Annotated in this window: 22 protein-coding genes; 18 read left to right on the forward strand and 4 right to left on the reverse strand. The window is 63.6% G+C overall.

The window, feature by feature from the left end; translation table 11 throughout:
- Positions 1-174: 174 nt before the first annotated feature.
- Positions 175-1,512, forward strand: a complete 1,338-nt coding sequence (locus Q0D52_RS04705) for an ammonia-forming cytochrome c nitrite reductase subunit c552 (RefSeq protein WP_294380507.1) — start codon at positions 175-177, stop codon at positions 1,510-1,512.
- A 106-nt stretch (positions 1,513-1,618) separates the two neighbouring features.
- The gene (locus Q0D52_RS04710) at positions 1,619-2,314 is read left to right on the forward strand and encodes a cytochrome c3 family protein (RefSeq protein WP_294380509.1); all 696 of its coding nucleotides are present in this window, start codon (positions 1,619-1,621) and stop codon (positions 2,312-2,314) included.
- Positions 2,315-2,504: 190 nt separating this feature from the next.
- Here Q0D52_RS04710 and Q0D52_RS04715 read toward each other — a convergent pair whose 3' ends face one another.
- Positions 2,505-3,455, reverse strand: a complete 951-nt coding sequence (locus tag Q0D52_RS04715) for a MarR family transcriptional regulator (protein ID WP_294380511.1) — start codon at positions 3,453-3,455, stop codon at positions 2,505-2,507.
- Positions 3,456-3,668: 213 nt separating this feature from the next.
- Between Q0D52_RS04715 and Q0D52_RS04720 the strand changes: the two genes are divergently transcribed.
- From Q0D52_RS04720 to panF, 8 genes are all read left to right on the forward strand, one after another.
- Positions 3,669-4,712 (forward strand): deoxyguanosinetriphosphate triphosphohydrolase, encoded by a 1,044-nt coding sequence (locus Q0D52_RS04720; RefSeq protein WP_294362060.1) that lies wholly within the window; start codon positions 3,669-3,671, stop codon positions 4,710-4,712.
- A gap of 104 nt (positions 4,713-4,816) precedes the next feature.
- The gene (locus tag Q0D52_RS04725) at positions 4,817-5,569 is read left to right on the forward strand and encodes an AzlC family ABC transporter permease (RefSeq protein WP_294380514.1); all 753 of its coding nucleotides are present in this window, start codon (positions 4,817-4,819) and stop codon (positions 5,567-5,569) included.
- Positions 5,566-5,907, forward strand: coding sequence for an AzlD domain-containing protein (locus Q0D52_RS04730; RefSeq protein WP_294362062.1), 342 nt, complete (start codon positions 5,566-5,568; stop codon positions 5,905-5,907). The genes Q0D52_RS04725 and Q0D52_RS04730 overlap by 4 nt, the downstream gene beginning before the upstream one ends.
- A gap of 213 nt (positions 5,908-6,120) precedes the next feature.
- A complete protein-coding gene (locus Q0D52_RS04735; protein ID WP_294362063.1) occupies positions 6,121-6,636 on the forward strand; it encodes a zinc ribbon domain-containing protein in 516 nt (171 codons plus the stop codon).
- Between the two features lie 264 nt (positions 6,637-6,900).
- Positions 6,901-8,793, forward strand: a complete 1,893-nt coding sequence (gene thrS / locus Q0D52_RS04740) for a threonine--tRNA ligase (RefSeq protein WP_294380515.1) — start codon at positions 6,901-6,903, stop codon at positions 8,791-8,793.
- Between the two features lie 119 nt (positions 8,794-8,912).
- The gene (locus tag Q0D52_RS04745; RefSeq protein WP_294380517.1) at positions 8,913-9,935 is read left to right on the forward strand and encodes a methyltransferase domain-containing protein; all 1,023 of its coding nucleotides are present in this window, start codon (positions 8,913-8,915) and stop codon (positions 9,933-9,935) included.
- Between the two features lie 130 nt (positions 9,936-10,065).
- Positions 10,066-10,374, forward strand: coding sequence for a YhdT family protein (locus Q0D52_RS04750; RefSeq protein WP_294380519.1), 309 nt, complete (start codon positions 10,066-10,068; stop codon positions 10,372-10,374).
- A 3-nt stretch (positions 10,375-10,377) separates the two neighbouring features.
- Positions 10,378-11,865 carry a sodium/pantothenate symporter gene (gene panF, locus Q0D52_RS04755; RefSeq protein WP_294380520.1) on the forward strand — a complete coding sequence of 496 codons (1,488 nt, stop codon included), beginning with the start codon at positions 10,378-10,380 and terminating at the stop codon, positions 11,863-11,865.
- 247 nt (positions 11,866-12,112) lie between these two features.
- Here the strand turns inward: panF and Q0D52_RS04760 are convergent, their stop codons facing one another.
- Together Q0D52_RS04760 and Q0D52_RS04765 are read right to left on the reverse strand one after the other, a co-directional pair.
- The gene (locus tag Q0D52_RS04760) at positions 12,113-13,759 is read right to left on the reverse strand and encodes a cation:proton antiporter (protein ID WP_294380522.1); all 1,647 of its coding nucleotides are present in this window, start codon (positions 13,757-13,759) and stop codon (positions 12,113-12,115) included.
- A gap of 36 nt (positions 13,760-13,795) precedes the next feature.
- Positions 13,796-14,800: a patatin family protein gene (locus Q0D52_RS04765; protein ID WP_294380524.1), complete on the reverse strand. Its 1,005-nt coding sequence runs from the start codon at positions 14,798-14,800 to the stop codon at positions 13,796-13,798.
- Positions 14,801-15,044: 244 nt separating this feature from the next.
- Between Q0D52_RS04765 and trxA the strand changes: the two genes are divergently transcribed.
- From trxA to Q0D52_RS04790, 5 genes are all read left to right on the forward strand, one after another.
- A complete protein-coding gene (gene trxA / locus Q0D52_RS04770; RefSeq protein ID WP_294164367.1) occupies positions 15,045-15,356 on the forward strand; it encodes a thioredoxin in 312 nt (103 codons plus the stop codon).
- Between the two features lie 328 nt (positions 15,357-15,684).
- Entirely contained in the window at positions 15,685-16,992 is a 1,308-nt protein-coding gene (locus Q0D52_RS04775; RefSeq protein ID WP_294380525.1) for an MATE family efflux transporter, read from the forward strand.
- Between the two features lie 396 nt (positions 16,993-17,388).
- A complete protein-coding gene (gene trxB, locus Q0D52_RS04780) occupies positions 17,389-18,372 on the forward strand; it encodes a thioredoxin-disulfide reductase (protein WP_294380528.1) in 984 nt (327 codons plus the stop codon).
- A 126-nt stretch (positions 18,373-18,498) separates the two neighbouring features.
- Positions 18,499-19,557, forward strand: a complete 1,059-nt coding sequence (gene prfA, locus Q0D52_RS04785; RefSeq protein WP_294380603.1) for a peptide chain release factor 1 — start codon at positions 18,499-18,501, stop codon at positions 19,555-19,557.
- 171 nt (positions 19,558-19,728) lie between these two features.
- Positions 19,729-20,811 (forward strand): HemK/PrmC family methyltransferase, encoded by a 1,083-nt coding sequence (locus Q0D52_RS04790; RefSeq protein ID WP_294380530.1) that lies wholly within the window; start codon positions 19,729-19,731, stop codon positions 20,809-20,811.
- A 199-nt stretch (positions 20,812-21,010) separates the two neighbouring features.
- Here Q0D52_RS04790 and Q0D52_RS04795 read toward each other — a convergent pair whose 3' ends face one another.
- Entirely contained in the window at positions 21,011-21,562 is a 552-nt protein-coding gene (locus Q0D52_RS04795; protein WP_294362073.1) for a gamma carbonic anhydrase family protein, read from the reverse strand.
- Positions 21,563-22,038: 476 nt separating this feature from the next.
- On the opposite strand from Q0D52_RS04795, the gene ilvD reads away from it, so the two are divergent.
- From ilvD to ilvN, 3 genes are read left to right on the forward strand one after another with little or no spacing between them, the layout of a single operon-like run.
- Positions 22,039-23,715, forward strand: coding sequence for a dihydroxy-acid dehydratase (gene ilvD / locus Q0D52_RS04800; protein WP_294380532.1), 1,677 nt, complete (start codon positions 22,039-22,041; stop codon positions 23,713-23,715).
- Positions 23,712-25,676, forward strand: a complete 1,965-nt coding sequence (gene ilvB, locus Q0D52_RS04805; protein WP_366930328.1) for a biosynthetic-type acetolactate synthase large subunit — start codon at positions 23,712-23,714, stop codon at positions 25,674-25,676. The genes ilvD and ilvB overlap by 4 nt, the downstream gene beginning before the upstream one ends.
- Entirely contained in the window at positions 25,673-26,158 is a 486-nt protein-coding gene (gene ilvN, locus Q0D52_RS04810) for an acetolactate synthase small subunit (protein ID WP_294164358.1), read from the forward strand. Before ilvB ends, ilvN begins: the two co-directional genes overlap by 4 nt.
- The last annotated feature ends 83 nt before the right edge of the window (positions 26,159-26,241 follow it).

Genomic DNA, 26,241 nt, shown 5'->3' on the forward strand with positions numbered 1-26,241 from the left:
CGCGCAGAGACAACCTAATAACAATAGCAGGTCGTAAGCGGCACTGAAGAAATCATAGGGTTTTCCCCGTCTGTTTGCGGGAGGGTTCGCTACTGCGCGCGCATCAAGCGCATGGGCATGCGCGATGCGTGTACCGTTGGATGCGGAGAGAAGCGCCTGCAAGAAGGGAGGAAGATGGAGATGATGAAGGCAAAAGGGAGCAAGGCGATCGTTTGGACTACCGCTTTGTGCGCATTCGGCCTGGTAGTGGGCCTTTCGGCTTGTGCGCCGAACGCCGACAAGGCTGGACGTGCCGATCAGAAGGCAACCGACAAGCCGGTCGCGCAGCAAGTCGAGCAGACGCCCGATGCCGATGAGTATGGCGTGGTGCATGCCGATCAATGGGCCGGCGATTACCCATATCAGTATCAAACCTATAAGCAAAACGACGCAAACGGCACCGAGGGCAAGCATGATTACCTGCAGCTGTACCCTGCGCTGAACACCATGTACAAGGGATATGCCTTTGCGCTTGGCTATGATGAGGCGCACGGTCATACGCACGCGCTCGATACGGTGAAGGAGACTCCGCGTACGCAGAAAAAGGAGCAGCTCGCCAACTGCATTTCGTGCAAGACCCCGCAATATACCGCGTTGGTGAATGCGGAGGGCGATACGGCTTATCAAGGAAAATTCAAAGACATGATCGATCAGTTCGACGAGCCTATCAGCTGCTATAACTGCCATGAGAACGACCCCACCCAATTGGTCGTGGGCAACAAGTTCTTCGTGAGGGCGCTCGGCGACGACGTGGACAACGAGAAGAAGGCGCCGCTGGCCAGCCAGACGTGCGGTCAGTGTCACAACGAGTATTATTTCGATCCGACCACGAAGGCGACGACGAACCCCTACACCGGCACCGATCAGATGACGCCCGATGCCATCCTCGCCTATTACGATGATATGAACTTCTCCGACTGGAACCATGCCGACACCATGGCGCCTATGATCAAGGTGCAGCATCCGGAGTTCGAAACCATCTACGGCGGGGAATCCACCACCATGGCGCGCATCGGATACACCTGCTCCGACTGCCATATGGGTACCGAAGTCGCCGAGGACGGCACCGCATACACGTCTCATAATTGGATCAGCCCGCTTGAGAACGAGGATATGCTGGCAAACGACTGCAACAACTGCCATGCCGACCTGAAGAGCGAAGTTGCGGCTACGCAGGCTAAGGAAGAGCAGCGCGTCACCTCGATCAGCGAGAAGATCGAGGATATGACGAACAAGATCGCCGACAAGTATGCTGACGAGATCGCCGCGATCAAAGCCGCCAAGGACGCCGGCAGCAAGCAGGCTCCTTCCGATGAGCTTGCCGCTCTGTGGAAATTGCAGCGCAACGCGCAATTCTACTGGGATTTCGTGATGGTCGAGAACAGCGAGGGCGCTCACAACCCCGATTTGACGTTCGAAACCCTGGACAAGGCCGAAGCGGCTGCCGACCAGGCATTGTCCATGCTTGGATAAAGCGTAGGCGGCATTCTCTCCGAAGCTTTCGAGCAAAAGCGCGCTGCGCGCTCGGGGGCAACCGCTAGCATATTCCGATTCTTTTCCGGAAAGGGGGTTCAAACATATGAGCGAGCAAAACGGGACCGGCAATCCTCGCGGGAAAAGCTGCAAATGGCCGATCACCGTGGCTGTGGTGGCGGTGGTTGCGGCAGTTGCCGGCGGTGGCTTTTGGGTTTGGCATGAGCAGCCCAGCTTTTGCAACGCCATTTGCCATACGCCCATGGATCCTTACCTTGCCGCGTTCGAGCAGGAGCCGGGCGTGCAGGGCGTTGACAAGTGGGGGAATACGGTGGAGAACACCGATTCCATGTTGGCCGTGGTGCATGCGATGCCGAAAGAGGAAGGCGGTGCTGATGCGAACTGTCTGAGCTGCCATAAACCCACCATGTCGCAGCAGCTGACCGAGGTAAGCGAGTGGGCCACCGGCAATATGCCGCTGTACGCCAACGAAACCTATGGGTTGGTGCTTGGGGAACGCGATACCGAACAGCTCGGCGAGTGGCTGAGCCAGGATGGCGATGCATTCTGCTTGAACTCGGCGTGCCATAACATCACGCGCCAGGACTTGGTGAAGGCGACGGCGCAGTACGGCGAGCGCAACCCGCATATGGCCATGCATGGGCAGCAGCTCGACTGCGGAGATTGCCATAAGGCGCATCGTGCTTCGGTGAACGCGTGCAGCCGATGCCATGATGATGCGCCCATCCCTGATGGGTGGTTGACGTACGATCAGGCTCAAGAAGTGGCGAATCGCGCATAATCGCGCATTCGTAAAAAAGGGGCGTTGGCTCAAGTCAACGCCCCTTTTCGTTTTGGTGCCAGCCGTTTCGTTTTCGACGGAGCGGGAGCGCGCGTGGGATTCGAGGCGGGTTTTCGCTTAGATATGTCGTCGAGGCCCGTGCGGCGAATCTGATCGCGAACGATATTGCCACGGCGGGGAAGCCCGCGCATCACTGCTTCAAGGGACGCAGCTGCGCGAGGGTGCTCAGGCGTTCCTGCTCTTCGCGTTGCTGCAGGTCGGCCATCACCACGTGGCCCGCCATGGCGATGTCGCGGCACTTATCGGGGGCAAGGCGGCTCCACAGGTATTGCGTGGCGATGCGGTCCACTCCCGCGAGCACGATGTCCTGCATGCGGAGCCCTTCGTCGGTGCATGCCACATATACGGCTTTGCGGTCGTCGGGCGCGCTCATGCGCTCCACCCAACCGCGCTCCGCCAGGCGGTCGGTAGCCCGTACGGCGGTGGCGCTTGTGAGCTTCAGCTGACGAGCCAGGTCCACGATGCGCATGGGGTGCCCCACTTCCCCTAAGCGCTGCAGTACGCGGCATTCGCTGAACGTCGCCCCATCGCAGGACTCCTCCAAGGCCTTTTCTATGCGCTTTCGCAGCACCTCGAAGGAAGCCAGGGCGCGGGAGGCGAAGAATTTGCGCGACATCTCGCGGGACAGCGGCGGCTCGATGGTGGCGCCGGCCATGACGGCGGCCTCGCAGATCGAGCGGAACGGCGCGGTTTGGGTGGGGAAGATGCGGTAGAGCTGGGCGATGATGGCGGGGTTGGCCTGTTCGATGTGGCGGATGCCCGCCTCGAGCACGCGCACGCGGCTTCCCCGTTTTCCGGGCGTGTGGATGCGCTCGACGAAGCCGGCGTCTTCCAGCTTGTTCACGGCATGCGTGATCACGTTGGGCCTCAAATCCAGCATGATGCCCAGGTCCTTCTGCCCGATGGGCTCGGGTTCGGCTGCGGCAAGCTTGATGAGCGCGCGATATTGCGTGCAGTTCAGGCAGCTTGCTTCGCGAAGGCCTTCCTTCAAGCCCTCATGGGCAAGTTCGAACGCCACGAAAAACGTTGAATCAAGAAGATACTTCTCAGGTTTGCGGTGTTCGGTCGAGGTGTCGCTCATGAGGGCCTTTCGTGTCATCAAATCGTTGCATTAGTGAACCATGATACTTCTTTCTCCTCGTCTGTGGCTTATTCGTTTCGTGTCCGCGTCAACCTTTCCATAACTTCACGCCGATCGCGCCCGTGCGCCGTTCGGGCCGCGTCGCGCAGCGGGGCGCGCATTTGCGCGGTATACTGCTGATGAGCCTGAAATCTAAGGTCAGGAGGGGTTGCTATGAACATCGTCCATCGCGAGGACCAGCAGCTGCGCGAGCACGCGCTGCTAAGCCCGGATGCGGCAAAATCCGACGAATCCGAGGGCCGCGCGCGTTCGGCGGAGCCGGATTTCCTGCGTACCGAATTCCAGCGCGACCGCGATAAGATCCTGCACTGCAAAAGCTTCCGTCGCCTGTCGCACAAAACGCAGGTGTTCCTAGCTGCCGAAGGCGATCACTTCCGCACGCGGCTCACCCATACCTTGGAAGTGGCGCAGATAGCGCGCACCATCGCCCGCGCTCTTGGGCTCAACGAGGACTTGGCCGAGGCCATCTCGCTTGGCCACGACCTGGGGCACACGCCGTTCGGCCATACCGGCGAGGCGGCCTTAGCGGGCTGCCTGGCGCGCCGTCGCGGTATCGACGTTGCATCTGCCCAGGTGGCCGCCCAGTATCGCCATAACGAGCAAAGCCTTCGCGTGGTCGAGCGCATCGAGAACGACGGACGGGGCCTCAACCTCACCGCCGAGGTGCGCGACGGTATCCTGCACCATACCGGCGCCATCCGCGCTGAAACGCTCGAGGGCCGCATCGTGGCCACCGCCGACCGCATCGCCTACGTCAACCACGACATCGATGATGCCATCCGCGCCGGACTGCTCACCGAGGATGCGCTGCCTGCGAGCACGCACGAGGTGCTCGGCCTCGATCACTCCAGCCGCATCGAGCTTTTGGTGCGCGACATGGTGCAAACCTCCGCCGCGCTCGACGATATCGCGTTGTCGCAGCCGGTATGGGATGCCATGAACGAGCTGCGCAGCTTCCTGTTCGCCAACGTCTACACCGCGCCCCAGGTGCTGCTGGAAGTGAACAAGGCGAAGCACTTGGTCTCGCAGCTGTTCGACTATTACGTCGACAACATCGAGGAAGTGCCCGAGGAATATCGCGTCATCGCCGAGGGCGATAGCCTGCAGGCCGTCACCGACTACATCGCCGGCATGACCGACCGTTACGCCACCGCAACGTTCAAGCGCCTGTTCGTGCCGCGCGACTTCATGCGGTAGGGTGGTGTGCGCGGCGCCGTCCGCCGGGCTGTGCTGCCATCCCTCTTTCGCGCGAAAAGCAACCCCTGTTTTCCCGATTCCCTTCGGGCTATAATCGTGCGGTTATGATACAGAGAAGCGACATACAACCGGCGGTGCAGGCCGCCATCCCCATCATGCTCGGCTATGTGGCCATCGGCATTCCCTGCGGCATTTTGGAAGACTCCATCGGCATGAACGCCGTGCAGGTGTTCTTCCTTTCGTGCATGTTCTATTCCGGTGCGGGTCAGTTCATGATTCCCAACATGTGGCTTGCGGGAAGCCCCCTGGCCTCCATCATCGCCAGCGTGTCGCTCGTGAACACGCGCCAGATGCTGTATTCGGCGTCTTTTGCGCCTATGTGCGCCAAGGAGCCCAAGCGCCTGTCGTTTTTGTTCTCCGCCACGGTCACCGACGAAAGCTTCGGCGTGAACATGGCGAACTTCGCCACGGGCACCTGGAACGTGCCGCGTGCCACCATCGTCAACATCTGCTCGTGCGCATCTTGGACCCTGTCCAACGTGGCAGGCGTGCTCATCGGAGGCGCGCTCGGCATCCCGCTGGCCATCGCCAGTTTCGCTATGACCAGCATCTTCATCTGCCTGCTGGTCACGCAGAAGATCACGTTCGAGAACGTGGTCGCCGCTGTGGTGGCCATCGTGGGCGTGTTCACGTGCAAGGCCGTGGGGCTTGCCGGTCCCGCCATCCTGGTCGGCGCCATCTTAGGCGTGGTCGCCGCCATGCTCGTCTCGCAGGTGCGCCGCCAGCGCAGAGCCGAGGACGCCGCGTTCGAGGAAAAGATCGCGCAGGCCGCCGGGGAAGGGGGCGATGTGCGATGAGCATGACCGACTTCTTCATCGTCTTCGGCACGTGCCTGGTCACCATGCTGCTGTGCCGCTGCCTGCCGCTGTTCGTGCTGAAGGGCCGCCAGCTCCCCGAGGGCCTGGCGCGTGCGCTCGGGTTCATCCCGCCCGCGGCGTTCGCCGCGCTCGTTGCCAACGACTTGCTTTCGCCGGGCATGTTCGACGCGGGCGTGTGGCCTGCCGCCATGCCGCTTGCGGCCGCCGCGGTGGTGGTCGTGGTCGCGCGCAAGACCAAGTCGCTTCTGTGGTGCGCCCTCGCCGGTTGCGCAAGCTATGCGCTGCTTGCGTTCTGCTTCGCCCCGGGCGCGGTGTAGGACGTTCCGGCTGGTCGCGCAGGCGGCTTTTCCGCCCGCTGTCGGCCTCTGTTCGCACGCTGCCTGACCCTGGTTGCGGAAATTAGTTGGCAAAACGCCCTTGTTTTGCCTGGTTTGATATAATCCCGCATCGTATATGTGCTAATGGGGACCGTAAGCGTTCGCACTGGCGTAGCGGCCGAAGCGCCGATCAAAGGAAAGAATGGGGACACTATGAGCGAACTGCTTTCGCAGCTGATCACGCCTGAGATCCAAGCGGCGTTTTCCGTCGTGGTCGTGCTGCTTGCCATCTTATACATCCTGTCAATCGTGTGGGTTGCGCGCGATGCGTATCTGCGCGGCAGCTATTGGTATGTGTGGGGCATCGTCGCCCTCGTCCCGCTGGTGGGCGTTATCGCGTACTGCCTGCTGCGTCCGCCGCTGCTGCAGATCGATCGCGACGAGCAGGAGCTCGAGGTGGCGCTCAAACAGCGTCAGCTCATGCACTACGGCGAGTGCGCCAACTGCGGCTACCCCGTGGAGTCCGATTACGTCCTGTGTCCGAACTGCCATCAGCGCCTGAAGAACCTGTGCGGCCATTGCGGCCATGCCCTTGAGCCGGCATGGACGGTGTGCCCGTACTGCGCAAGCCCGGTCGGCGGCCAGCGTCAGGCGGCTCGCCGCGCTCCGCAGCCTCAGGCCGCTGCGCGCCAGCCGCGTTCGCAGCGCCCGGCGCGTCCCGAGGAATAGGCTTCGTTTCCTTGTCATGAGCACGAGCCGTCCGCTTGGACGGCTCGTTTTGCTTTTCGGGCGCATAGTCGGGGCTTTTGCGGTCTTGTCGTAAATGCCGCGCAGGCGGGCGGGCGTGAAGCTCCTATGCATGCGCGGGCCCTTATTTGGGATTCGCCGGTCTATGCGCTAGCATGGTGTGCGTCTGCATGCTATCTTTTTATAATCCCGTAAAACCGATGCGCAGGCGGTATGCACCTGCCCGGCTGAAGAAAGGAACGTATCATGGAAATCGTTTTGCCCGACGGCTCGAAGAAAACGCTGGACGCCGGGGCAACCGTCGCCGACGTGGCGGCTTCCATCGGCGCGGGCCTTGCGAAGGCCGCGCTTGCCGGTAAGATCGACGGCAAGCTCGTCGACCTGACCACCCCCGCCCACGATGGCGCCGCCGTCGAGATCATCACGGCGAAAAGCCCCGAGGCGCTGCATATCTTGCGCCATTCCTGCGCCCATATCATGGCCGAGGCCGTGCAGGACCTGTTCCCCGGCACGCAGATCGCCTTCGGCCCTGCCACCGATGACGGCTACTTCTACGACTTCCTGCTGCCCGAGAACATCTCCTCCGACGACTTCGGCGCCATCGAGAAGAAGATGCAGCAGATCATCAAGGCCAACGAGCCCTTTGTACGCGAGGTGGTCACCGTCGACCAGGCGAAGGAGATCTTCGCCGACCAGCGCTTCAAGCTCGAGCACATCGACGACCTCACCGACGAGCAGATCACCATCTATCGCCACGGTTCCTTCGTCGACCTGTGCTCCGGTCCGCACATCCCGTCCGCCGGCAAGATCGGCGCCATCAAGCTCATGAAGCTCGCGGGCGCCTACTGGCGCGCCGACGCCAGCCGCGAGCAGCTGCAGCGCCTCTACGGCACGGCGTTCTTCAAGAAGGCCGAGCTTGACGAGTACCTGCACAACCTCGAAGAGGCCGAGAAGCGCGACCACCGCAAGATCGGCCGCGAGATGGACCTGTTCATGATGCGCGAGGAGGCTCCGGGCTTCCCGTTCTTCCTGCCTAACGGCATGGTGCTCAAGAACACGCTGCTCGACTACTGGCGCGAGATCCATCGCAAGGCCGGCTACGTCGAGATCTCCACGCCCATGATCATGAACAAGCAGCTGTGGATGACCTCGGGCCACTGGGACCACTACAAGGACAACATGTACTCCACCGTCATCGACGATGAAGAGTATTGCATCAAGCCGATGAACTGCCCTGGCGGCGTGCTCGTGTACGCCTCTCAACCGCGCAGCTATCGCGACCTGCCCATCCGCGCCGGCGAGATCGGCACGGTGCACCGCCACGAGATGCGCGGCGCCCTGCACGGCCTGTTCCGCGTGCGCTGCTTCAACCAGGACGATGCGCACCTGTTCGTGCGCCCCGACCAGCTCACCGATGAGATCGTGGGCGTCGTTCGCCTTATCGATTCGGTGTACCAGCAGTTCGGTTTCAAGTACCATGTGGAGCTTTCCACCCGCCCCGATGACTCCATGGGCTCCGACGAGGACTGGGAGGCCGCGGAGAACGGCCTGAAGACGGCTTTGGCCGAGCTTGGCATGGACTACGAGCTCAACGAGGGCGACGGCGCGTTCTACGGTCCGAAGATCGACTTCCATCTGGAGGATTCGCTCGGCCGTACGTGGCAGTGCGGCACCGTGCAGCTTGACTTCCAGATGCCGCTGAACTTCGGCTTGGAGTTCGTGGACCACGACGGCTCGAAGAAGCGCCCCATCATGCTGCATCGCGTGTGCTTCGGTTCCGTCGAGCGCTTCATCGGCATCCTTATCGAGCACTATGCGGGCAAGTTCCCCGTGTGGCTGGCTCCCACGCAGGTCAAGGTCCTGTGCGTGTCCGAGAAGTCTCGCGATTACGCGCATCAGGTTGCCGCGCAGCTTGAGGATGCGGGCATCCGCGTTGCCGTTGACGATCGCGACGCGAAGATCGGCTACAAGATCCGTGAGGCCCGCAGCATCGACCGCGTGCCCTACATGATCGTCGTCGGCGAGAAGGAGGCCGAGGAGGGCAACATCGCCGTGCGCGACCGCTCCAACGAGACGCATCCGTTCGAGACGGCCGACTTCATCGCGAAGGTGTGCGAGGAGATCCGCACCCGCGCGTAATGCGGCATAACGGCGGCTTAGCCTGCCTGATGTGTTAGATCGCAGCCCCGCAAGGTTTGCTTTGCGGGGCTGTTCAGGTATATGGCGCGGAAACCGTCCCGCCAACGAAAGGGGAAGGCATGCGCTCGGCTGCTTCCAGATTGCACAAAGGATTCTCGTTTGCGAAGCGCTTCCGGGAGTGCAGCGATCAGATCTGCTGCGACGGCGCTAGTTGGGCCGGCCGTTGGGCCACGTGGGCTCCCGGCGGGGCCGTGCGTGGGCGGGCGTTCTCGCGTGTCGTGCTGGATTTGGGTTGCGGAAAGGGCGAGTACACCGTTGCTTGCGCCAAGATGCGCCCCGACGTGCTATTCGTCGGCTTCGACGTGGATGCGGTCTGCACGCTTCGCGCTGCCGAGGCGGCTGCCGCGGCTGGCGTGGACAACGCGGTCTTCCTGATGGATGGCGTGCCCGCATTCGACGATGAGGCCGAAGCGGGGGCTCCTGCTGCCAGCGCCGTTGCCGATGGTATCGCTCGCGGTGATGTGCCGGGCGGTTCGTCAGCGTTCGCCAAGCATCCCGAGCAAGCGCATGCTTCCCGCGCATCCGCCGGCAAAGGGGCGCGTTCGGGCGCTCCCGCCGAGATCGACCTGTCGGCCGTGTTCGCTGACGGCGAGCTTTCGGCGCTGCTCATGAACTTCCCCACGCCGTTCCCGAAAAAGAAGAAGGCGCATCTGCGTCTGACGTATCTTGATCGGCTGATGACGTACCGTCCGCTGCTCGGGCAAGGCGCGGGCATCCGTTTGCGCACCGATAGCCAGCCGCTGCGCGATTTCACCCTCACGCAACTCGAGTTGGCGGGGTACAAGGTCACCTGGCGAAGCGATGACGTTCGCGCCGAGTTCCCCAGCGAGCCTTGGAGCGCCTATGAGCGCAAGCTCACCGAACAGGGTGCGTGCGCGTTCGGCATCTTCGCGTGTCCGGGGCCCGCGCCTGAGCGCGTGGAGCAGACGGCGCCGTTGTCGCTGGTCAGCTATCTGCCCGACAACCTCGATCAGCTCGATTACGTCCCGCACGGCATGCAGGGCTGCGTGGAGAACCTGCGCAACCGCAACGCCCGCGAGCGCGCCCGCGGCAAGAAGGAGTTCCGCCCGCCGGTGATTTAGCGGGCGGTCACCTAACCCGCCGTCTTCCGGGTTCGTGCATTCGCGGATTGGAATCGGCTTTCAAAACGAAGCAGCGTGGTCGGAGTGGTAGCATTTCCCCGTAAAGCAACCTTACGGGAAGGGGAGGGCAGTGTCCCAAAGCGATATCCGCACGTATGCCCAGGCTATGCGGCAGGCGAACAAGGAAGCGCGCGCCACGGCGGTGGCTCTTGCGTGCATCATCGTCGTATGGCTTGTGGGCGGTTTCGGCTTGGCGGGAACCGACATCTGGGTGTTCCACACGCCGTTATGGGTCATCGGCGGCTGCGTTGCGCCGTGGATCGCCGCCATCGTGGCCGCTGTGGTGCTCAGCCGCCGCGTGTTCGCCGACTTCGATCTTGATGAGGTGGCGGGCAGCGGCTCCGCCGGCAAGGCCGATGCGTCTGAGGACGGTGAGTAGCGCATGGAAAACCTTGTAGCGCTTATCCCGCTTGTCCTGTTTTTGGCAGTGGCGCTCGGTATCAGCTTCGTCGCGCGGCGTCGCAGCGCTGGCGAAGGGGGCTTCGTCAAGGAATACTTCATCGGCAACCGCACGCTCGGCGGCTTCGTGCTGGCCATGACCACCATCGCCACGTACGGCTCCGTCAGCAGCTTCGTCGGCGGCCCGGGGCAGGCGTGGCTGATCGGCTGGGGTTGGGTGTACATGGCGGTCGTGCAGGTTACGGCGCTCGTGTTGCTCTACGGCATCATGGGCAAGAAGTTGGCGCTCGTGGCGCGCAAGCTTGACGCGGTCACCGTCATCGACGTCGTACGCGCCCGCTACAACTCCAATGCCCTTGCCAACATCAGCGCCGTCATCGTGGTGCTGTTCTTCGCCGCCACCATGGTCGCCCAGTTCGTGGGCGGTGCGAAGCTGTTCGAGGCGGTCACCGGTTACTCGTACATGGTCGGCCTCGTGCTGTTCGGCGCGGCGGTCATCCTGTTCACCACCATCGGCGGCTTCCGCGGCGTGGCGTTCACCGATGCGCTCTGCGGCATCATCATGCTCGTGGGCATCGGCGTGCTGGCCGCCGGCATCCTGACCGCAGGCGGCGGGTACGAGAACATCATGGATACCATCAAGGCGAACCATCCCGCCATGCTCGAGCCCTTCAGCGGCGGCGGCATGCCGGCCACGCTGTACTTCACGCAGTGGCTGCTCGTGGGCGTGTTCACGTTCGTGTTGCCGCAATCCATGGTGCGCTGCATGGGCTTCAAGGATACGAAGGCCCTGCACGGCGCCATGATCACCGGCACCGTGATCATCGGCCTTATGATGATCGGCGTCACGGCGCTCGGCGTGCTGTCGGCCGGCGTGTTGACGGGCAGCCTTGCCGATTACGGTTCGAGCGTGGACAACATCATCCCGCGCGCCATCGCGCAGACGCTGCCGTCTTGGGCGGCGGGCGTGGCCATCATCGGGCCTATCGCGGCGTCCATTTCCACGGTGTCGTCGCTGTTGATCGCTTCGTCTTCGGCCATCATCAAGGACGTGTACCTGCATAGCTGCGAGGCTCGCGGCACGCAGCCTTCCGAGCGCGGCATCTCCCGCGGCTCGCAGATGGTCACGTTGTGCGTGGGCGTTATCGTGTTCGCCTTGGCCGTGGTGCCGCCCGACGTTATCTGGAAGATCAACATGTTCGCCTTCGGCGGCCTGGAGACGGCGTTTTTCTGGGTGATGGTGTGCGGCCTGTTCTGGAAGCGCGCTAGCAAGCTGGGAGCCCTGCTGTCCATGGTCGGCGGCACGGGTGCGTATTGCGCGTGCATGGCGGCAGGGTTGAAGGTGATGGGCCTGCATCAGATCGTCATCGGCATCACCGTGGCGGGCGTGCTCATGGTGGTGGGCAGCCTCATCGAGAAACGCTCGCAGGCCGAGCAGCAGCGCATCGACCAGGTGTTCTTCCCGGAATAGTTTGAGGAACGTATAGCAGCGCGTAGAGCGCTGGAATCATGAATGCCTCCTGCTTCCCCGGCATTGCGATCGCCTGGGAAGCAGGAGGCGTTTTGCTGGTAGGTTGAGGCCGGTTTGGTCGGCTTGCGGCCGAACCGGCCTGCGAGAGCGCGCGACGACGCGTTTTCGGCGGTTGTTCTGCGCCGGCAGGCAGCCCTCGCTGCAGGGCCTGAGCGGTTGCGTTGGAGCATCGCCTTGCGGTAGCTGCCTACCTTCCGTCGTCTTGATGGTGCTTGTCGAGGTGCTTGCCCAGCTCGTGCATGTGGCGGCGGTACTCGCGCACGGCGCGCTCGGCGATGCGGCGTTCTTCCTCCCAGTTTCCGTCCTTGAGGTGCTGCGCGAACGCCTTGGCGGCTTTCGCGGTGCGTTCGGCGGCGGCCTCGCGCGTTATGCCCGCTTTCTCGCCCAGTTCCTGTAGGTCGTCCTCGTGTGCGGCGTATTCGCGTCGGGCGAAATCGAGCATCTCGTCCATGGCGCGCTTACGTTGGCTTTGGCGCTGCAGGGCGAACGCCACGTCTTCCCAAGCCGCCTCTTCGCCCGCGTCTCGGCGCGCCTTCGCGGCCATGCGCGCGGCTATCTCCTGGCGTGCCATCATGCGCTCGAGTTCCAAGTGCTCGTGCAAAATGGAACGGATATCCTGGGGATTCTCCACAATCTCCTGTACGGCCTCGATGGGCTTCGCGTCAACCACGCGGTAGGTCAGCGATGCCAGAAGCGGCATGAGGAACACGGTGATCGCGCCCGCCGCCACCAAAACGCCGGCGGTATCCTGGGCCATGGCGCCGGATTTCACGGCAAGGCTTGTTACTGCGACGATGATGGGCAGCGCCGTGGTGCAGTACAGCGCCACGGTGATACGGTTGTGCATGGACAGCGCCTTCCCGTCCCGGCCCAGGGACAGCGCGACCACGATGGGCACGGCGCGGATGAGCAGCAACGCGCAGATGAACGTGATCAAAAGCCCCGGCTGCGCGCCAACGCCCGCCAGATCGATCTTCGCGCCGGATACCACGAAGAACACGGGCGTGAGGAACCCGTATCCGATGGCATCGAGCTTCGACTCCAGCTCGTGGTCGCCTTCGGGGATGATGTAGCGCAGCACGAAGCCGGCGGCGAACGCGCCGAGCACGATATCCAGGTCGAACACCGCCGAGACGGTGACCAGCCCGATGAGCAGCACCACCGTCACGCGGACGAAGGTCTGCGACGTCGAGTTGCGCCTGCGGTGCAAGAAGCCGTACACGCCATGGCCTGCTTTGCGCGCCTTCGAAGGCACTACGGCCATGATCACGCACAGCGCGCCGAATAGCGCCAAGATCAACAGCGTCTGCCAGGTTTTGCGGGCGGAAAGCAGCAACGCCATGGCAAGCACGGGGCACAGCTCGCCCCAGGTGCCGAACGTCAGGATGCTGTTGCCCACCTGCGTGCCCTCAAGCTTTCGCTCCTTCAGGATGGGCATCAGGGTTCCGAGCGCCGTGGTGGTCAGCGCGATGGCGACGGCAAGCCCGTCGAAGTGGCTGAGCGAGAAGTTGGGGGAGAAATACACCGCCGTGCATGCAAGCACCATGGAAACGGCCCAGGTCGCAAGGCCTTTCTTGCCCTGCGAACCCGATAGGCTCTTGGGGTCGATCTCGTAGCCCGCCAACAGGAACAGAAACGCCAGGCCCAGCTCCGAGATCATGTTCATAGAGTCGGTCAGCTCGATCAGGCCCGCCATGTGCGGCCCGAGCAGGGCTCCTGCCAAAAGCAGGATGACGGTTTCCGGGACAAGCCCGCGCGGGATGATGCGCGCGATGATGGGCGCGCATGCAGCGATCAGGCACGCGGTGAATAGCGATATGAAATCGGTCGGCATATTGCTTCCTTTGGAGGGTGGTGAAGCGCCAGGCGGTTATTTCGCCAGGTATTCCTGCAGGTCGTTCCAGGTGCGCGCCGCCTCGGCGTAGCCTTGCGCGTACAGGTCGAGCAGCTTGTCCTGATCGTGCTCCATGCTGCGCACCTCCACGGGGCGCTGGGGGCGTATGGCGAACAGCTCGCCCGCCTCGTGCATGCGCGCCACCTGGCGGTACGTGCGGTTGTACTCGACATGGCGGTAGCGCAGGCGATCAAGGTAGTACGGGAAGTCGCCATACAATTGGGTAAGCACGGGCATCAGCTTGTTGGGCCCCTTCTCGTAGGTTGCGTCCTGCGTGAGCACCACGATGTGCTTTTTGCGCTCGGTCAGCAGGCTGTGCACGATCGGGACGCTGTCGCAGGTGCCGCCATCGAGCAGCTTCTTGCCGTCAACCTCGACGATCTGGCTGACCAGGGGCATCGACGACGATGCGATCAGGTAGGGCAGGTCGGCGTCGCGGCCCAAGTCGCGCACGGCGTGGTAGTCCGCTTCGCCAAGCTCAAGGTCGCTTGACACGGCGGTCAGCGTGATGGGGCTGTTCGTGAACGCCTGGAAATCGAACGGGTCGAGCTTTTCTGGCACTTCATGGAAGGCGAACTCCCTGCCGCAGGCGTTGCCGGTATGGACGAAGCTTTTCATGGAAAGGTAGCGCGGGTCGTTGCAGTACTTCATATTAAGGAAGCACGTGCGCCCCACTTCGCCCGAAACATAGCAGTAGCCGTTCAGCGCGCCCGCCGACACGCCGATCACCTGGTCGCAGAACAGGTCATGTTCCAAGAAGTAATCCAGTACGCCCGCGGTGAACTGGCCGCGCATGGCGCCGCCTTCGAGCACCAGGTTCACGGGCGTGGTGGGCTTTCCCTTCCATGCGGGCTCGGGGCTGGCGTGGGGAGGGGTTGGATTCGCCTGCTCGGCATCTTTCGCCGCGTCTGCGTGCTCGGGCTGTGCCGAGACGACGCGTTCGCGGGTGTCGTGCTGTTCGGCGGGAAACGTTTCGTTCATGGGCGTGGCCTTTCTCGTGTTCTGCTTCCAGTATAGCCCGAGCGCCTGTCCGCCCTTTCATACTTTCATAGCGTAAACGTTTCGTAACGCCTGCTTTCGGAATGGTACTAAAACAGTAACAAATATGTGACGAACACGTAGAGGCCCTTCCATCGAAGGGCTTGATGGCTACAATGAGGGCATAAAACAGATGGGCGGCCGGGTGCAAGGCCCGACCTGCCCGGAGCGACCAAGGAGGTCTCCCATGTCCCAGATCATCTCTTCTTCCCAGTTCGCCTCCGAGGTGGAGGCGGCCGACGTTCCCGTGCTCGTCGATTTCTTCGCCACGTGGTGCGGCCCGTGCAAGATGCTCGCCCCCACGCTCGATCAGGTGGCGGCAGAGGTTGCCGGCCGTGCAAAGGTGGTCAAGGTCGACATCGACGCCAGCCCCGATCTGGCGCAGCGCTTCGGCGTCATGAGCGTGCCCACGCTTGCGGTGTTCAAGGGCGGCAAGCTGGTGAACCAGGCCGTGGGCGTGCAGCCCAAGCCGGCCATCATGGGCCTGCTCGGCATGTAACGTTCCTGCCCGGGTCCGGGTCGCATGCGGCCGTGAGGCAATAGGGCAAAGAAGCGTTTTCCCCAACTTGACCTGGCGCACCGTTGCCTAAGGCTAACAGGTGCCACACCAAACGGTCTCCATAACCGTGTGTTAACATCACGCGCGGAAATCAAGCGAAAGGCGCTGCCCCGTAAGGGACGGCGCCTTCGTTTACGATAGCGGCAAGTAGCCCGGGCACGTGCATTCGCCGTCCTGCGGGGGAAGGCGCGGGCTGTTGGGTTCGGCGCCAGGTACCCCAGCCCCCTCCCGATTCGTCGGTTCAAGGTCCCAAGATTGGAGGAAACGCGTGATCACGCGCTCGATGATCCCGGAATACCTGAAGTACATCCTGCCCACCACGCTCACGTTCACGTTGGCAGGGGTCTATGGCATCATCGACGGCATCTTCGTCGGCCATGCCGTCGGCGACGCCGGCCTTGCGGGCATCAACGTGGCCTATCCGCTGGTTTGCTTCATATTGGCGGTGGGAACGGGCCTTGGCATGGGCGGCGGCGTCATCAGCTCCATCGCCCGCGGCAGGGGCGATGCGCAACGTTCGAAGCGCGTCATCGGCGTCACCCTGTTCATGCTCGTGGTGGCCTCGATTCCTATTCTGGCGGTGTACTCGCTGTTCGCCGAACAGCTGTGCCGGGCGCTGGGAGGCCAGGGCGAAACCCTTTCGCAGGCCGTTTATTATCTGAAGGTCGTCGCCTTCGGCGCGCCGTTCCAGGTGCTGGTCACCGGTTGCACGCCGCTTATCCGTAACAAAGGCATGGTCGCTTTCGCCATGTGCGTGCAGGTTTTCGCGGGTTTGGTGAACGTGGTGCTCGACTACCTGTTCGTGGTGGTATGGCAGCGCGGCACGGCGGGCGCCGCCGAGGCCACGGTGGTGGCTCAGATCGTCGCCTTCCTGTTCGTGCTCGGTTTTTTCCTGCACCGTGATAACCGCGTGCCGCTGCGCGACTTCATTCCCGACGGCGCTATTTGCGCGCACATCGTCAAGCTTGGGGCGGCGCCGTTCGGCTTGACGCTGCTTCCCGAGGTATCGACGGTCGTCAACAACGTCTCGTTGTCGTATTACGGCGGTGAGACCGCGCTGGCAGCATATGCCGCTATCGCTTACGTCGCCTATTTCGTTCAGATCGTGATCCAAAGCGTCGGCGATGGCAGCCAGCCGCTTATCAGCGTCTACCGCGGGGCAGGCGATCTGCGTGCGGTGCGAAGGCTGCGCAACACCAACTACGTGGTGGCGATCGCGCTCGGCTTCGTGGGCCTTGGGATCGTGTACATGGTTCGTCACGCCATCCCGGTGCTGTTCGGCGCCTCCGATATCGCGGCGCCGGTTATCGCGTACGCGCTTCCGGTGTTTTCCATCTGCTACATCTTCTACGGGTTCACGCATACCACCACGTCGTTTTTCTACGCCGTCGACGACTCGCGTTCCTCCAACATGCTCGTCGTCGCCGAGGCGGTCACCGTATGCGTCGTGGTGTTCGTGATGGGCCGGCTGTTCCAGGTGGACGGCATCTGGTTCTCGCCGACGGTGCTGCAGATGCTGCTGTCCATCCTCGCTGGTGCCTTGCTGTATCGCCGCCATAAGGCGCGCAAGGAGTAGGGAAGGGAAGGAGCCGGCGGGCTGGGCGCGCCTGCGACCAGTGGCTGCTGCTGTCGCGTGCGGACCATCTTCTGGGCGGTTTTGCAGGAAGAATCGCTGTTATCGCTAAGCATGACCTGGGCTTTTGGCAGCTGGATGCTGAAAAACGCCCGAATAACCGCCCAGATGTCCGGCGCAGGCGTCAAAATCAGGCCTTGTTTTCTGCAAAACCGTCCAGAAGATGGCTTACGTGGTTGCGGCTTTCATTACGGCACGCAAGCATCATGCGGCCTCGCGTCCGATCTGTAGAAATGGCACCGATATGGTAACAATAACGCGTAAGACCGCCTGAGCCCCTATACTGATTGCGAAACATACAGCGAACGCGGCTTCGGGCCGCGGAAACGGGGGATACCTATGAACAGCCTATCGAATAACACGCAAGGTGAATCCAGCGTGCCGGTCGCGCCCGAGGCGCCCAGCGGGGAAACCTTCGACGTCGCCGTTATCGGCGCGGGCCCGGCGGGCTTGACCGCAGGGTTGTACGCCGCGCGCGCAGGGTTGCGCGCCGCCGTGTTCGAGCGGCTCTCGCCCGGCGGGCAGCTGGCGCAAACCGAGCATATCGAGAACTACCCGGGGTTTGCGGAGGGCGCCGGCGGCTTCGAACTTGCATGGTCCATGAAAGAGCAGGCCGAGCGCTTCGGCGTGCAGATCGTCAACGAGGAGGTGTCTTCGCTCGACCTCTCATCGCCGGTGAAGCAGCTGGTCACGCCATATGGCGCCTACGGCGCGCGCAGCGTGATCGTGGCCACGGGCGCGCGCCCGCGCAAGCTCGGCGTGCCCGGCGAGGCCGAGCTCACGGGCCGTGGCGTATCCTATTGCGCCACCTGCGACGGCAACTTCTTCCGCGGGAAAACCGTCATGGTTGTCGGCGGCGGCAACACCGCTGTGGCCGACGCCATCTACCTCTCGCGCCTGGCCGAGCGCGTCATCCTCGTGCATCGCCGCGACAAGCTTCGCGCAACGCGCGTGTACCACGATCAGCTGGCGAAGCTGGAAAACGTTTCCTTCATGTGGAACACCGAGGTGCGCGCCCTGCATGGGGAAGGCGGTAAGCTTGTTTCGGCCCAGGTGGAACATGTTGGCGACGGCGCGCTGGAAACCGTGCCCGTCGACGGCGTGTTCGTTGCGGTGGGCACGCAGCCCAACACCGAGTTCCTTGCGGGCGCCTTACCCCTTGATGTGGGCGGCTACATCGCGGCCTCTGAGACCGGCGAAACCTCCATCCCCGGCGTGTTCGCGGCGGGCGATGTGCGCGCGAAAGCGCTCCGACAGGTGGTCACGGCGGTATCCGATGGTGCAGTCTGTGCGGAGCAGGCTGCAAACTATGTTGCAATCTGATAAGATTTTACGGTTCGACAACGGCCCTGCTCGCGCCTAGCGCGCACGCAGGGCCCATGCCGCGGGTCCGTCCGCGGCCACCGGCAACATATGACAAAGGATGCACCGACCATGCAAGATAGCGAAATGCGCGACAAGCTGGAGAAGATCATCAAGGCCTACGAGGAGCTGCAGGCCAAGATGAGCGACCCCGCCGTGCTTGCCGATCAGAAGGAATACAACAAGCTGGCCAAGGAATACTCCGACCAGGGCGAGCTGGTGGCGAAGTCCCGCGAGTACCTGCAGGCCTGCGCCGATATCGACGAGGCCAAGGAGATGCTCGGCGACCCCGACATGAAGGAGTTCGCCCAGGAGACCATCTCGGCCGCCGAGGCGCAGCTTCCCAGCCTGGAAGAGGACATCAAGTTCCTGCTCATTCCCTCCGACCCGGCCGATGAGAAGGACATCATCGTGGAGATCCGCGCCGCGGCCGGCGGCGACGAGGCCGCCATCTTCGCGGGCGACCTGTTCAAGATGTACGAGCGCTTCTGCTCCTCGCGCAAGTGGAAGATCGAGCTCATGGACGTCAGCCCCTCCGACGCCGGCGGCTACAAGGAGGTCCAGTTCAAGGTCAAGGGCGACAAGGTGTACTCGGTCATGAAGTTCGAGTCCGGCGTCCATCGCGTGCAGCGCGTCCCCAAGACCGAGTCCCAGGGCCGCATCCACACCTCCACCGCAACGGTGGCGGTGCTGCCCGAGGCCGACGAGGTCGAGGTCGACATCAACGAGAACGATCTGCGCATCGACGTGTACCGCGCCGGCGGCCCGGGCGGCCAGTGCGTCAACACCACCGACTCCGCAGTGCGCATCACGCACCTGCCGTCGGGTTTGGTCGTGCAGTCCCAGGACCAGAAGTCCCAGCTGCAGAACAAGATCGCGGCAATGGCCGTTCTGCGCGCCCGCCTGTACGAGAAGATGCTTGCCGAGCAGCAGGCCGCCGAGGGCGCCAAGCGCCTGGCCCAGATCGGCTCGGGCGACCGCTCGGAGAAGATCCGCACCTACAACGGCCCGCAGGACCGCGTGACCGATCATCGCATCGGCTTCAACTCCACCTACACCAGCGTGCTGCAGGGCGACGGCCTTGGCGACGTCATCGCCGCGCTTCAGGCCGCCGATCGCGCGCAGAAGCTCGAAGAGGCCGTTTAGGATCCGCTTAATCGCAAACGTTAAAGGCGAGCATCCCGCTCGCCTTTTTCATGTGGGGGAGGCCGCGCCGCCGCATATGCCCGTCAAGGAGGTCTTGTGAGCCGGTGGGTTCCGTGCGCCGCGGGGCCTTGCACGGAGCCGCAGCGTTTCGCATACAGGAAGGTTTCAAGCATGACCGACATCTGGACCGTTAAGGCCGCGCTCGATTGGACCGTCGGCTATTTGGAGGGCAAAGGCGACGAGAATCCGCGCCTGTCCGCCGAATGGCTGTTGTCGGAAGCGTGCGGGCTGTCGCGCATCGAGCTGTACGTGAACTTCGATCGCCCGCTTTCCATGGACGAACGCGACAAGCTGCGCGGGTTCGTCACGCGCCGCGGCAGGGGGGAGCCGCTGCAGTACATCACCGGCGAGGCGGCGTTTCGCCATATCACGGTGAAGGTGCGTCCCGGCGTGCTCATCCCGCGCCCCGAGACCGAGGTGCTCGTGAGCGAGGCGCTTGCCTTGCTGCCGCCGGCGAAGAAGCGCGTTGCGCTCGATAGCACCATCGACGCATGGGAGGGCGACGTGATCATCGCCGCCGAGGCTGCTGCCGCCGAGGCGGCGCAGGCCGAGGAATCCGAAGACCCCGAGGCGCTTCGGCGATCAAAGCAGGCTATCGACGATTACCTTAACGGCCAAGGCGGTGAAGGCGGATCGAACGGCTCTTCGCCGACCGCTTGCGCAAAGCAGCGGCCGCTGCTTGTCGCGGATATCTGCACGGGCTCGGGCTGCATCGCGTGCTCCATCGCCTACGAACGCCCCGATGCCCGCCTCATCGCCACGGACATCTCGCCCAAAGCCGTGTCGCTTGCCAAGGAAAACGCCCATGACTTAGGGCTTTCCGATCGCGTGCGCGTCGAGCAATGCGATTTGGGCGCAGGCGTGCCGGCAGCTGCGCTCGGGCGCTTGGACCTTGTGGTGTCCAATCCGCCCTACGTCCCAATGGCGGTGCTCGCCGAGATACCCAGGGAAGTGGCCGATTTCGAGCCTGCGCTCGCCTTGGACGGCGGCGCGGACGGCAACGACATCCTTCGCCGCCTGCTCCCGTGGACCATGACGGCGCTTCGTCCCGGCGGGGGCTTCGCGTTCGAGCTGCACGAAACGCGTCTGGCCCAAGCCGCCGACCTTGCGAGGCAAGCAGGGTTCGCGCACGTGCGCATCGTGGATGACCTGGCGGGACGTCCAAGGGTGCTTACCGCGCGAAAGCCGGTGTAAACCGGTAACCGCAAAAGCGGGGCGCGCTCGAGGGGGCGGGCCGGGCATCCGGTCCTCCACCGCGAACGCACCTCCGTCCCTTGTTTGCGCGAACAGGGGACGGAGGTGCGTTCGCGCATGCTGCGGGGCAAGGCGTATCGCCGCCAGCCCATGAAAAAAGCCCGGGAACGTTCCCGGGCTTTTCGCTATCAAGTAGGATTTACAGGGCGATCGTCATGGAATCGCTCGGCAGCGCATCGCCGGGGTGCATGAGCCCCTGCGCCACCAGGTCCTTGCCGATCTCCACGTACTCCTGCGCATCCACGCGGTTCGCGGCGATCTCCTGGTCGGTCAGCGTGCGCTTGACCTTCGCCGGGCTGCCGATAACGAGCGAGCCGGCCGGGATCTGCGTGCCGCCCGTCACCAGCGCGCCGGCGCCGATGATGCAGTTGTCGCCCACCTGCGCGTTATCCATCACGATCGACCCCATGCCCACCAGCACGTTGTCGCCGATGGTGCAGCCGTGCACGATGGCGCCATGGCCGACCGTGCAGCCCCGCCCGATAACGGCCGGGGTCGTCGCGCCCACGTGCACGCAAACGCCTTCCTGGATGTTCGAGCCTTCGCCCACCTCGATGCGCGAACCGTAGTCGCCGCGCAAGCTGGCGCCGGCGAACACGGTGACGTCCTTTGCAAGCGAAACCTTGCCGATGATGGTAGCGTTCGGCGCGATGCGCGCCTCGGGGCTGATGGTAAGCTGACGGTAATCCATGCCTTTCCTCCATTTCGGGCCGGAAGCGAACGATCTGTCCGCTTCGCGATGGTGGGCGTTATCGCTCAAGGGGAATGTTCTCACGCGCCAAGCGGCCGCCGCTACGGCTAATTCGAACATTTCGTGAGAAAACAGTTGCCAACCTTTCATTGAAGAGTATACTTACGCCCACAAGTTCATAAGCGAAATGCTTTGACGAGGATAGTAGAGACGAACCCATCTCCAAGAAAGCCGGCGGTTACTGCAAGCCGGTGGTGGGCGGGCTCGAAAACCCCTCCGAGCAGTTCCGACGAACGCGCGGTTCTTAAGCGAGTAACATTCGCCTAAGGCCGATGCAAGTAATCTGAACCGGTGACTCCGTTATGCGTCGCATATGCCTATGCGTGTATGCCTTCTCTTTTGAGGTCCTGGTGCAGGTTGCTTGCAGCAGGATTTTTTTATGCCCCAAAAGGGCAGAAGAAGGAAGAAGGATTGGCATGCAACTTCGCAGCGACGCCGTCAGATGCGGCATTCCGCGCGCCCCTCACCGCAGCCTGCTCAAGGCCGACGGCCTGACCGACGAGGAGCTGAAGCGCCCGCTTGTCGCGGTGTTCAACTCCCGCAACGACATCATCCCCGGTCATAACAACCTCGATAAGATCTGCGAAGCCGTGAAGGCCGGCATCTACATGGCCGGCGGCGTCCCGTTCGAGATCTCCACCATCGGCGTGTGCGACGGCATCGCCATGAACCACGACGGCATGCACTATTCGCTCGTGTCGCGCGAGGCCATCGCCGACAGCTTCGAGTGCGCCGTGCAGGGCCACGCCTTCGACGCGGCCGTGTGCATCCCGAACTGCGATAAGATCGTTCCCGGCATGCTGCTTGGCGCGCTTCGCGTGAACATCCCCACGGTGTTCGTCTCCGGCGGCCCTATGCTTCCCGGCCATCAGCCCGGTTGCTCGCAGGGCACCACTACCGACCTGAACACGCTCTTCGACGGCGCCGGCCAGGTTGCCGCGGGCACTATGACCGAAGAGGAGCTCAAGTACTTCGAGGACACCGCGTGCCCCACGTGCGGTTCCTGCTCCGGCATGTTCACCGCCAACTCCATGAACTGCCTGTGCGAGGCATTGGGCATCGCGCTTCCCGGCAACGGCACCATCCCCGCCGTGTACTCCGAGCGCCTGCGCCTGGCCAAGCATGCCGGCATGAAGGTCATGGAGCTTCTTGAGAAGGGCATCTGCATCAAGGACATCATCACCGAGGCCGCCATCCATAACGCCATGGAATGCGACATGGCCTTCGGCGGTTCCACGAACACGGTGCTGCACCTTACCGCCATTGCGCAGGAGGCGGGCCACCCCATCACCATGGACGATTGGGATGCCGCAAGCGCCCGCACCCCGCACCTGGTGAAGCTGCAGCCCTCCGGTCCGCGTCCGCTCATCGACCTGTACGCCGTCGGCGGCGTGCCGGTGGTCATGCACGAGCTCGGCGAGGCGGGCCTGCTCGACCGCAGCGCGCTCACGGTCATGGGCACCATGGACGAGTATCTGGCCAACTGCACCAAGCCCGCCGACGGCGAGGTGTGCCGCACGCACGACAACCCCTTCTCCAAGGTGGGCGCCCTGCGTGTGCTCCATGGCAACGTGGCGCCCAACGGCGGCATCGTGAAGAAGTCGGCGGTCGACCCGTCCATGCTCACGCACACCGGCCCGGCCCGTTGCTTCGACTCCGAGGAGCAGGCCTGCGAGGCCATCTTCGCCGGTAAGATCAACCCCGGCGACGTGGTGGTCATCCGCTACGAAGGCCCCGCCGGCGGCCCGGGTATGCGCGAGATGCTCACTCCCACCAGCGCCATCGTGGGCATGGGCCTTTCCAAGTCGGTGGCGCTGCTCACCGACGGCCGCTTCTCCGGCGCCTCCAAGGGCCCGTGCGTCGGCCACATCAGCCCCGAGGCCGCGGCCGGCGGCCCGATCGCGCTGATTCAGGACGGCGATCAGATCACCGTCGACATCGAGGGCGGCGCCATCACGCTGCACGTCGACGATGACGAGCTGGCGGCCCGCCGCGCGGCATTCGTCGCGCCGGCGCCCAAGCACAACCATGGCGTGCTGGCAAAGTACGCCAAGCTGGTTTCCTCCGCAGACAAGGGAGCGTATGTGTCATGAGCGAACGCAAGCAAGATAAGCACGCGTCCACCGCAGGACAGCCCCGCGGTCTGGGCAGCAAGAACCCCAAACAGGGCGAAGAGATGATCGGCGCGCAGGCCGTGGTGGCCTCGCTCGAGGCCGAGGGCGTCGACCTGGTGTTCGGTTATCCGGGCGGCCAGGCCATCAAGATCTACGACGCGCTCTACGACAGCAAGCAGCTGCATCACGTGCTCGCCCGTCACGAGCAGGGCGCGGTCCACGAGGCCGACGGCTATGCGCGCGCCACGGGCAACGTCGGCGTGGTCATCGTGACCTCCGGCCCCGGCGCCACCAACACGGTCACCGGCATCGCCACCGCCTATATGGACAGCGTGCCGCTCGTGGTCATCACCGGCCAGGTGCCGCGCGGCGTCATCGGCACCGACAGCTTCCAGGAGTCCGACATCGTCGGCATCACCATGCCCGTGGTCAAGCACTCCTTCCTGCTGCAGTCCACCGATGAGCTGACGACCACCTTCCGCGAGGCGTTCCATATCGCCGCATCCGGCCGCCCCGGCCCGGTGCTCATCGACATCCCCTCCGACATCCTGTCCGAAAAGATGGTCTTCGACTATCCCGACAAGGTCAACCTGCCCTCGTATCGCCCCACCTACCGCGGCAACGCCAAGCAGATCCGCGCGGCGGTCCAGCGCATGCAGCGCGCCGAGCGCCCCGTGCTCTACGTCGGTGGCGGCGTGGTCAGCTCCGGTGCGGCCGATGAGCTGGTGGAACTGGCCGATGCGCTGCAGCTGCCCGTGGTCACCACCCTTATGGGCAAGGGCGCGTTCCCCGCTTCCAACCCGCTCAACATCGGCCCCGTGGGCATGCACGGCTCGAAGTACGCCAACCTTGCCATGACCGAATCGGACCTGATCATCGCCTGCGGCGCGCGCTTCTCCGACCGCGTGACGGGCAAGCTCTCCGAGTTCGCCCCGCATGCCGACGTCATCCATATCGATATCGACCCGGCCGAGATCGGCAAGATCCGCAAGGTGCAGATCCCCATCGTCGGCGACCTTCGCGGCGTGCTCGCCGGCATCAACGAGGCGGTTGCGAAGGCGGGCGCCAAGCCCATCACCGCACCGTGGCTCGCTCAGATCGCCGAGTGGCGCCGTCGCTACCCGTTCTACCACTCCGACCTGGTGGAGGACCCCGACCGCATCGTTCCGGAAACGGTCATGCAGAAGCTTTCGCGCAAGCTCGATCCCAACCGCTCCATCGTTGTGACCGAGGTCGGCCAGCATCAGATGTGGGCGGCGCAGTTCATCGATCGCGAGAAGCCGCGCACGTTCATCTCCTCCGGCGGCCTGGGCACCATGGGGTTCGGTTTCCCCGCAGCCATCGGCGCCGCCTTCGGCTGCCCGGGCGACCAGGTGGTCTGCGTCGCCGGCGACGGCTCGTTCCAGATGAACTCCCAGGAGATGGCCACGGCCGCCATCAACGGCGTGCCGGTGAAGGTGCTCATCCTGGACAACCGCGCGCTGGGCATGGTGCATCAGTGGCAGAAGCTGTTCTACAACGAGCGCTACAGCTTCACCGAGCTGTCGGCCAATCCCGATTTCTGCAAGCTCGCAGATGCCTACAGCTGGAAGTCCCGCCGCATCACCGCCCCCGAGGACGTCGACGCCGCGCTTGACGAGATGCTGGCCTGCGATGGGCCCTTCCTGCTCGATGTGGCCATCCCCGACGACCAGAACGTGTTCCCGATGGTCGCCCCCGGCGCTGCCATGTCCGACGTGCTCGGCGCCATCGACGTGGCGGTCGGCGCCGTGCGCACCGATGTGCCCGGCCAGCCGGCGCCCGCGCCCGAGCCGGAGAAAAGCCCTTGCGCCAAGATCGACGCGCAGTTCGGCGGCCGCTGGGAAAGCGATCCCGAAGACAAAGGACCGCGCGAGGGCGAGAAGCTCGACGGCGCGGATGTGGAAGGGGAGTCCCGATGAAGCATATCCTGTCCGTTTTGGTTGAGAACAAGCCCGGCGTGCTCTCGCGCGTCACGGGCATGGTCTCGCGCCGCGGTTTCAACATCGACTCGCTGTCGGTAGGTCCCACCGAAGACCCCACCATGTCGCGCATCACCATCATCGTGAAGGCCGACGAGCTGGCATACGAGCAGCTCACCAAGCAGCTCAACAAGCTGGTGAGCGTGTTCAAGATCACCGACCTCACCGACACGTCGGCCATCGAGCGCGAGCTGGCGCTGTTCAAGGTCAACGCCGCGCCCGACCGCCGCAACGAGATCATCGAGATCGCCAACGTGTTCCGCGCCAAGATCGTCGACGTCGGCCGCTCGAGCCTCACCATCGAGGCCACGGGCGACGAGTCGAAGCTCAAGGGCATGGAGGACCTGTTCCGCGCATACGGCATCAAGGAGATCACGCGCACCGGCAAGATCGCCATGTCGCGCGCCTCGAAGGAGTCGTAGGGCCCCATGGCATCACGCAACACGCTTTGGCAGCGCAGGCTGCGCATGTGGGCGATGCCGTGATCGGCATGAGCGCGGCATGC

Origin of the sequence: uncultured Senegalimassilia sp. (assembly GCF_934630535.1) — a bacterium.
GTDB lineage: Bacteria > Actinomycetota > Coriobacteriia > Coriobacteriales > Eggerthellaceae > Senegalimassilia.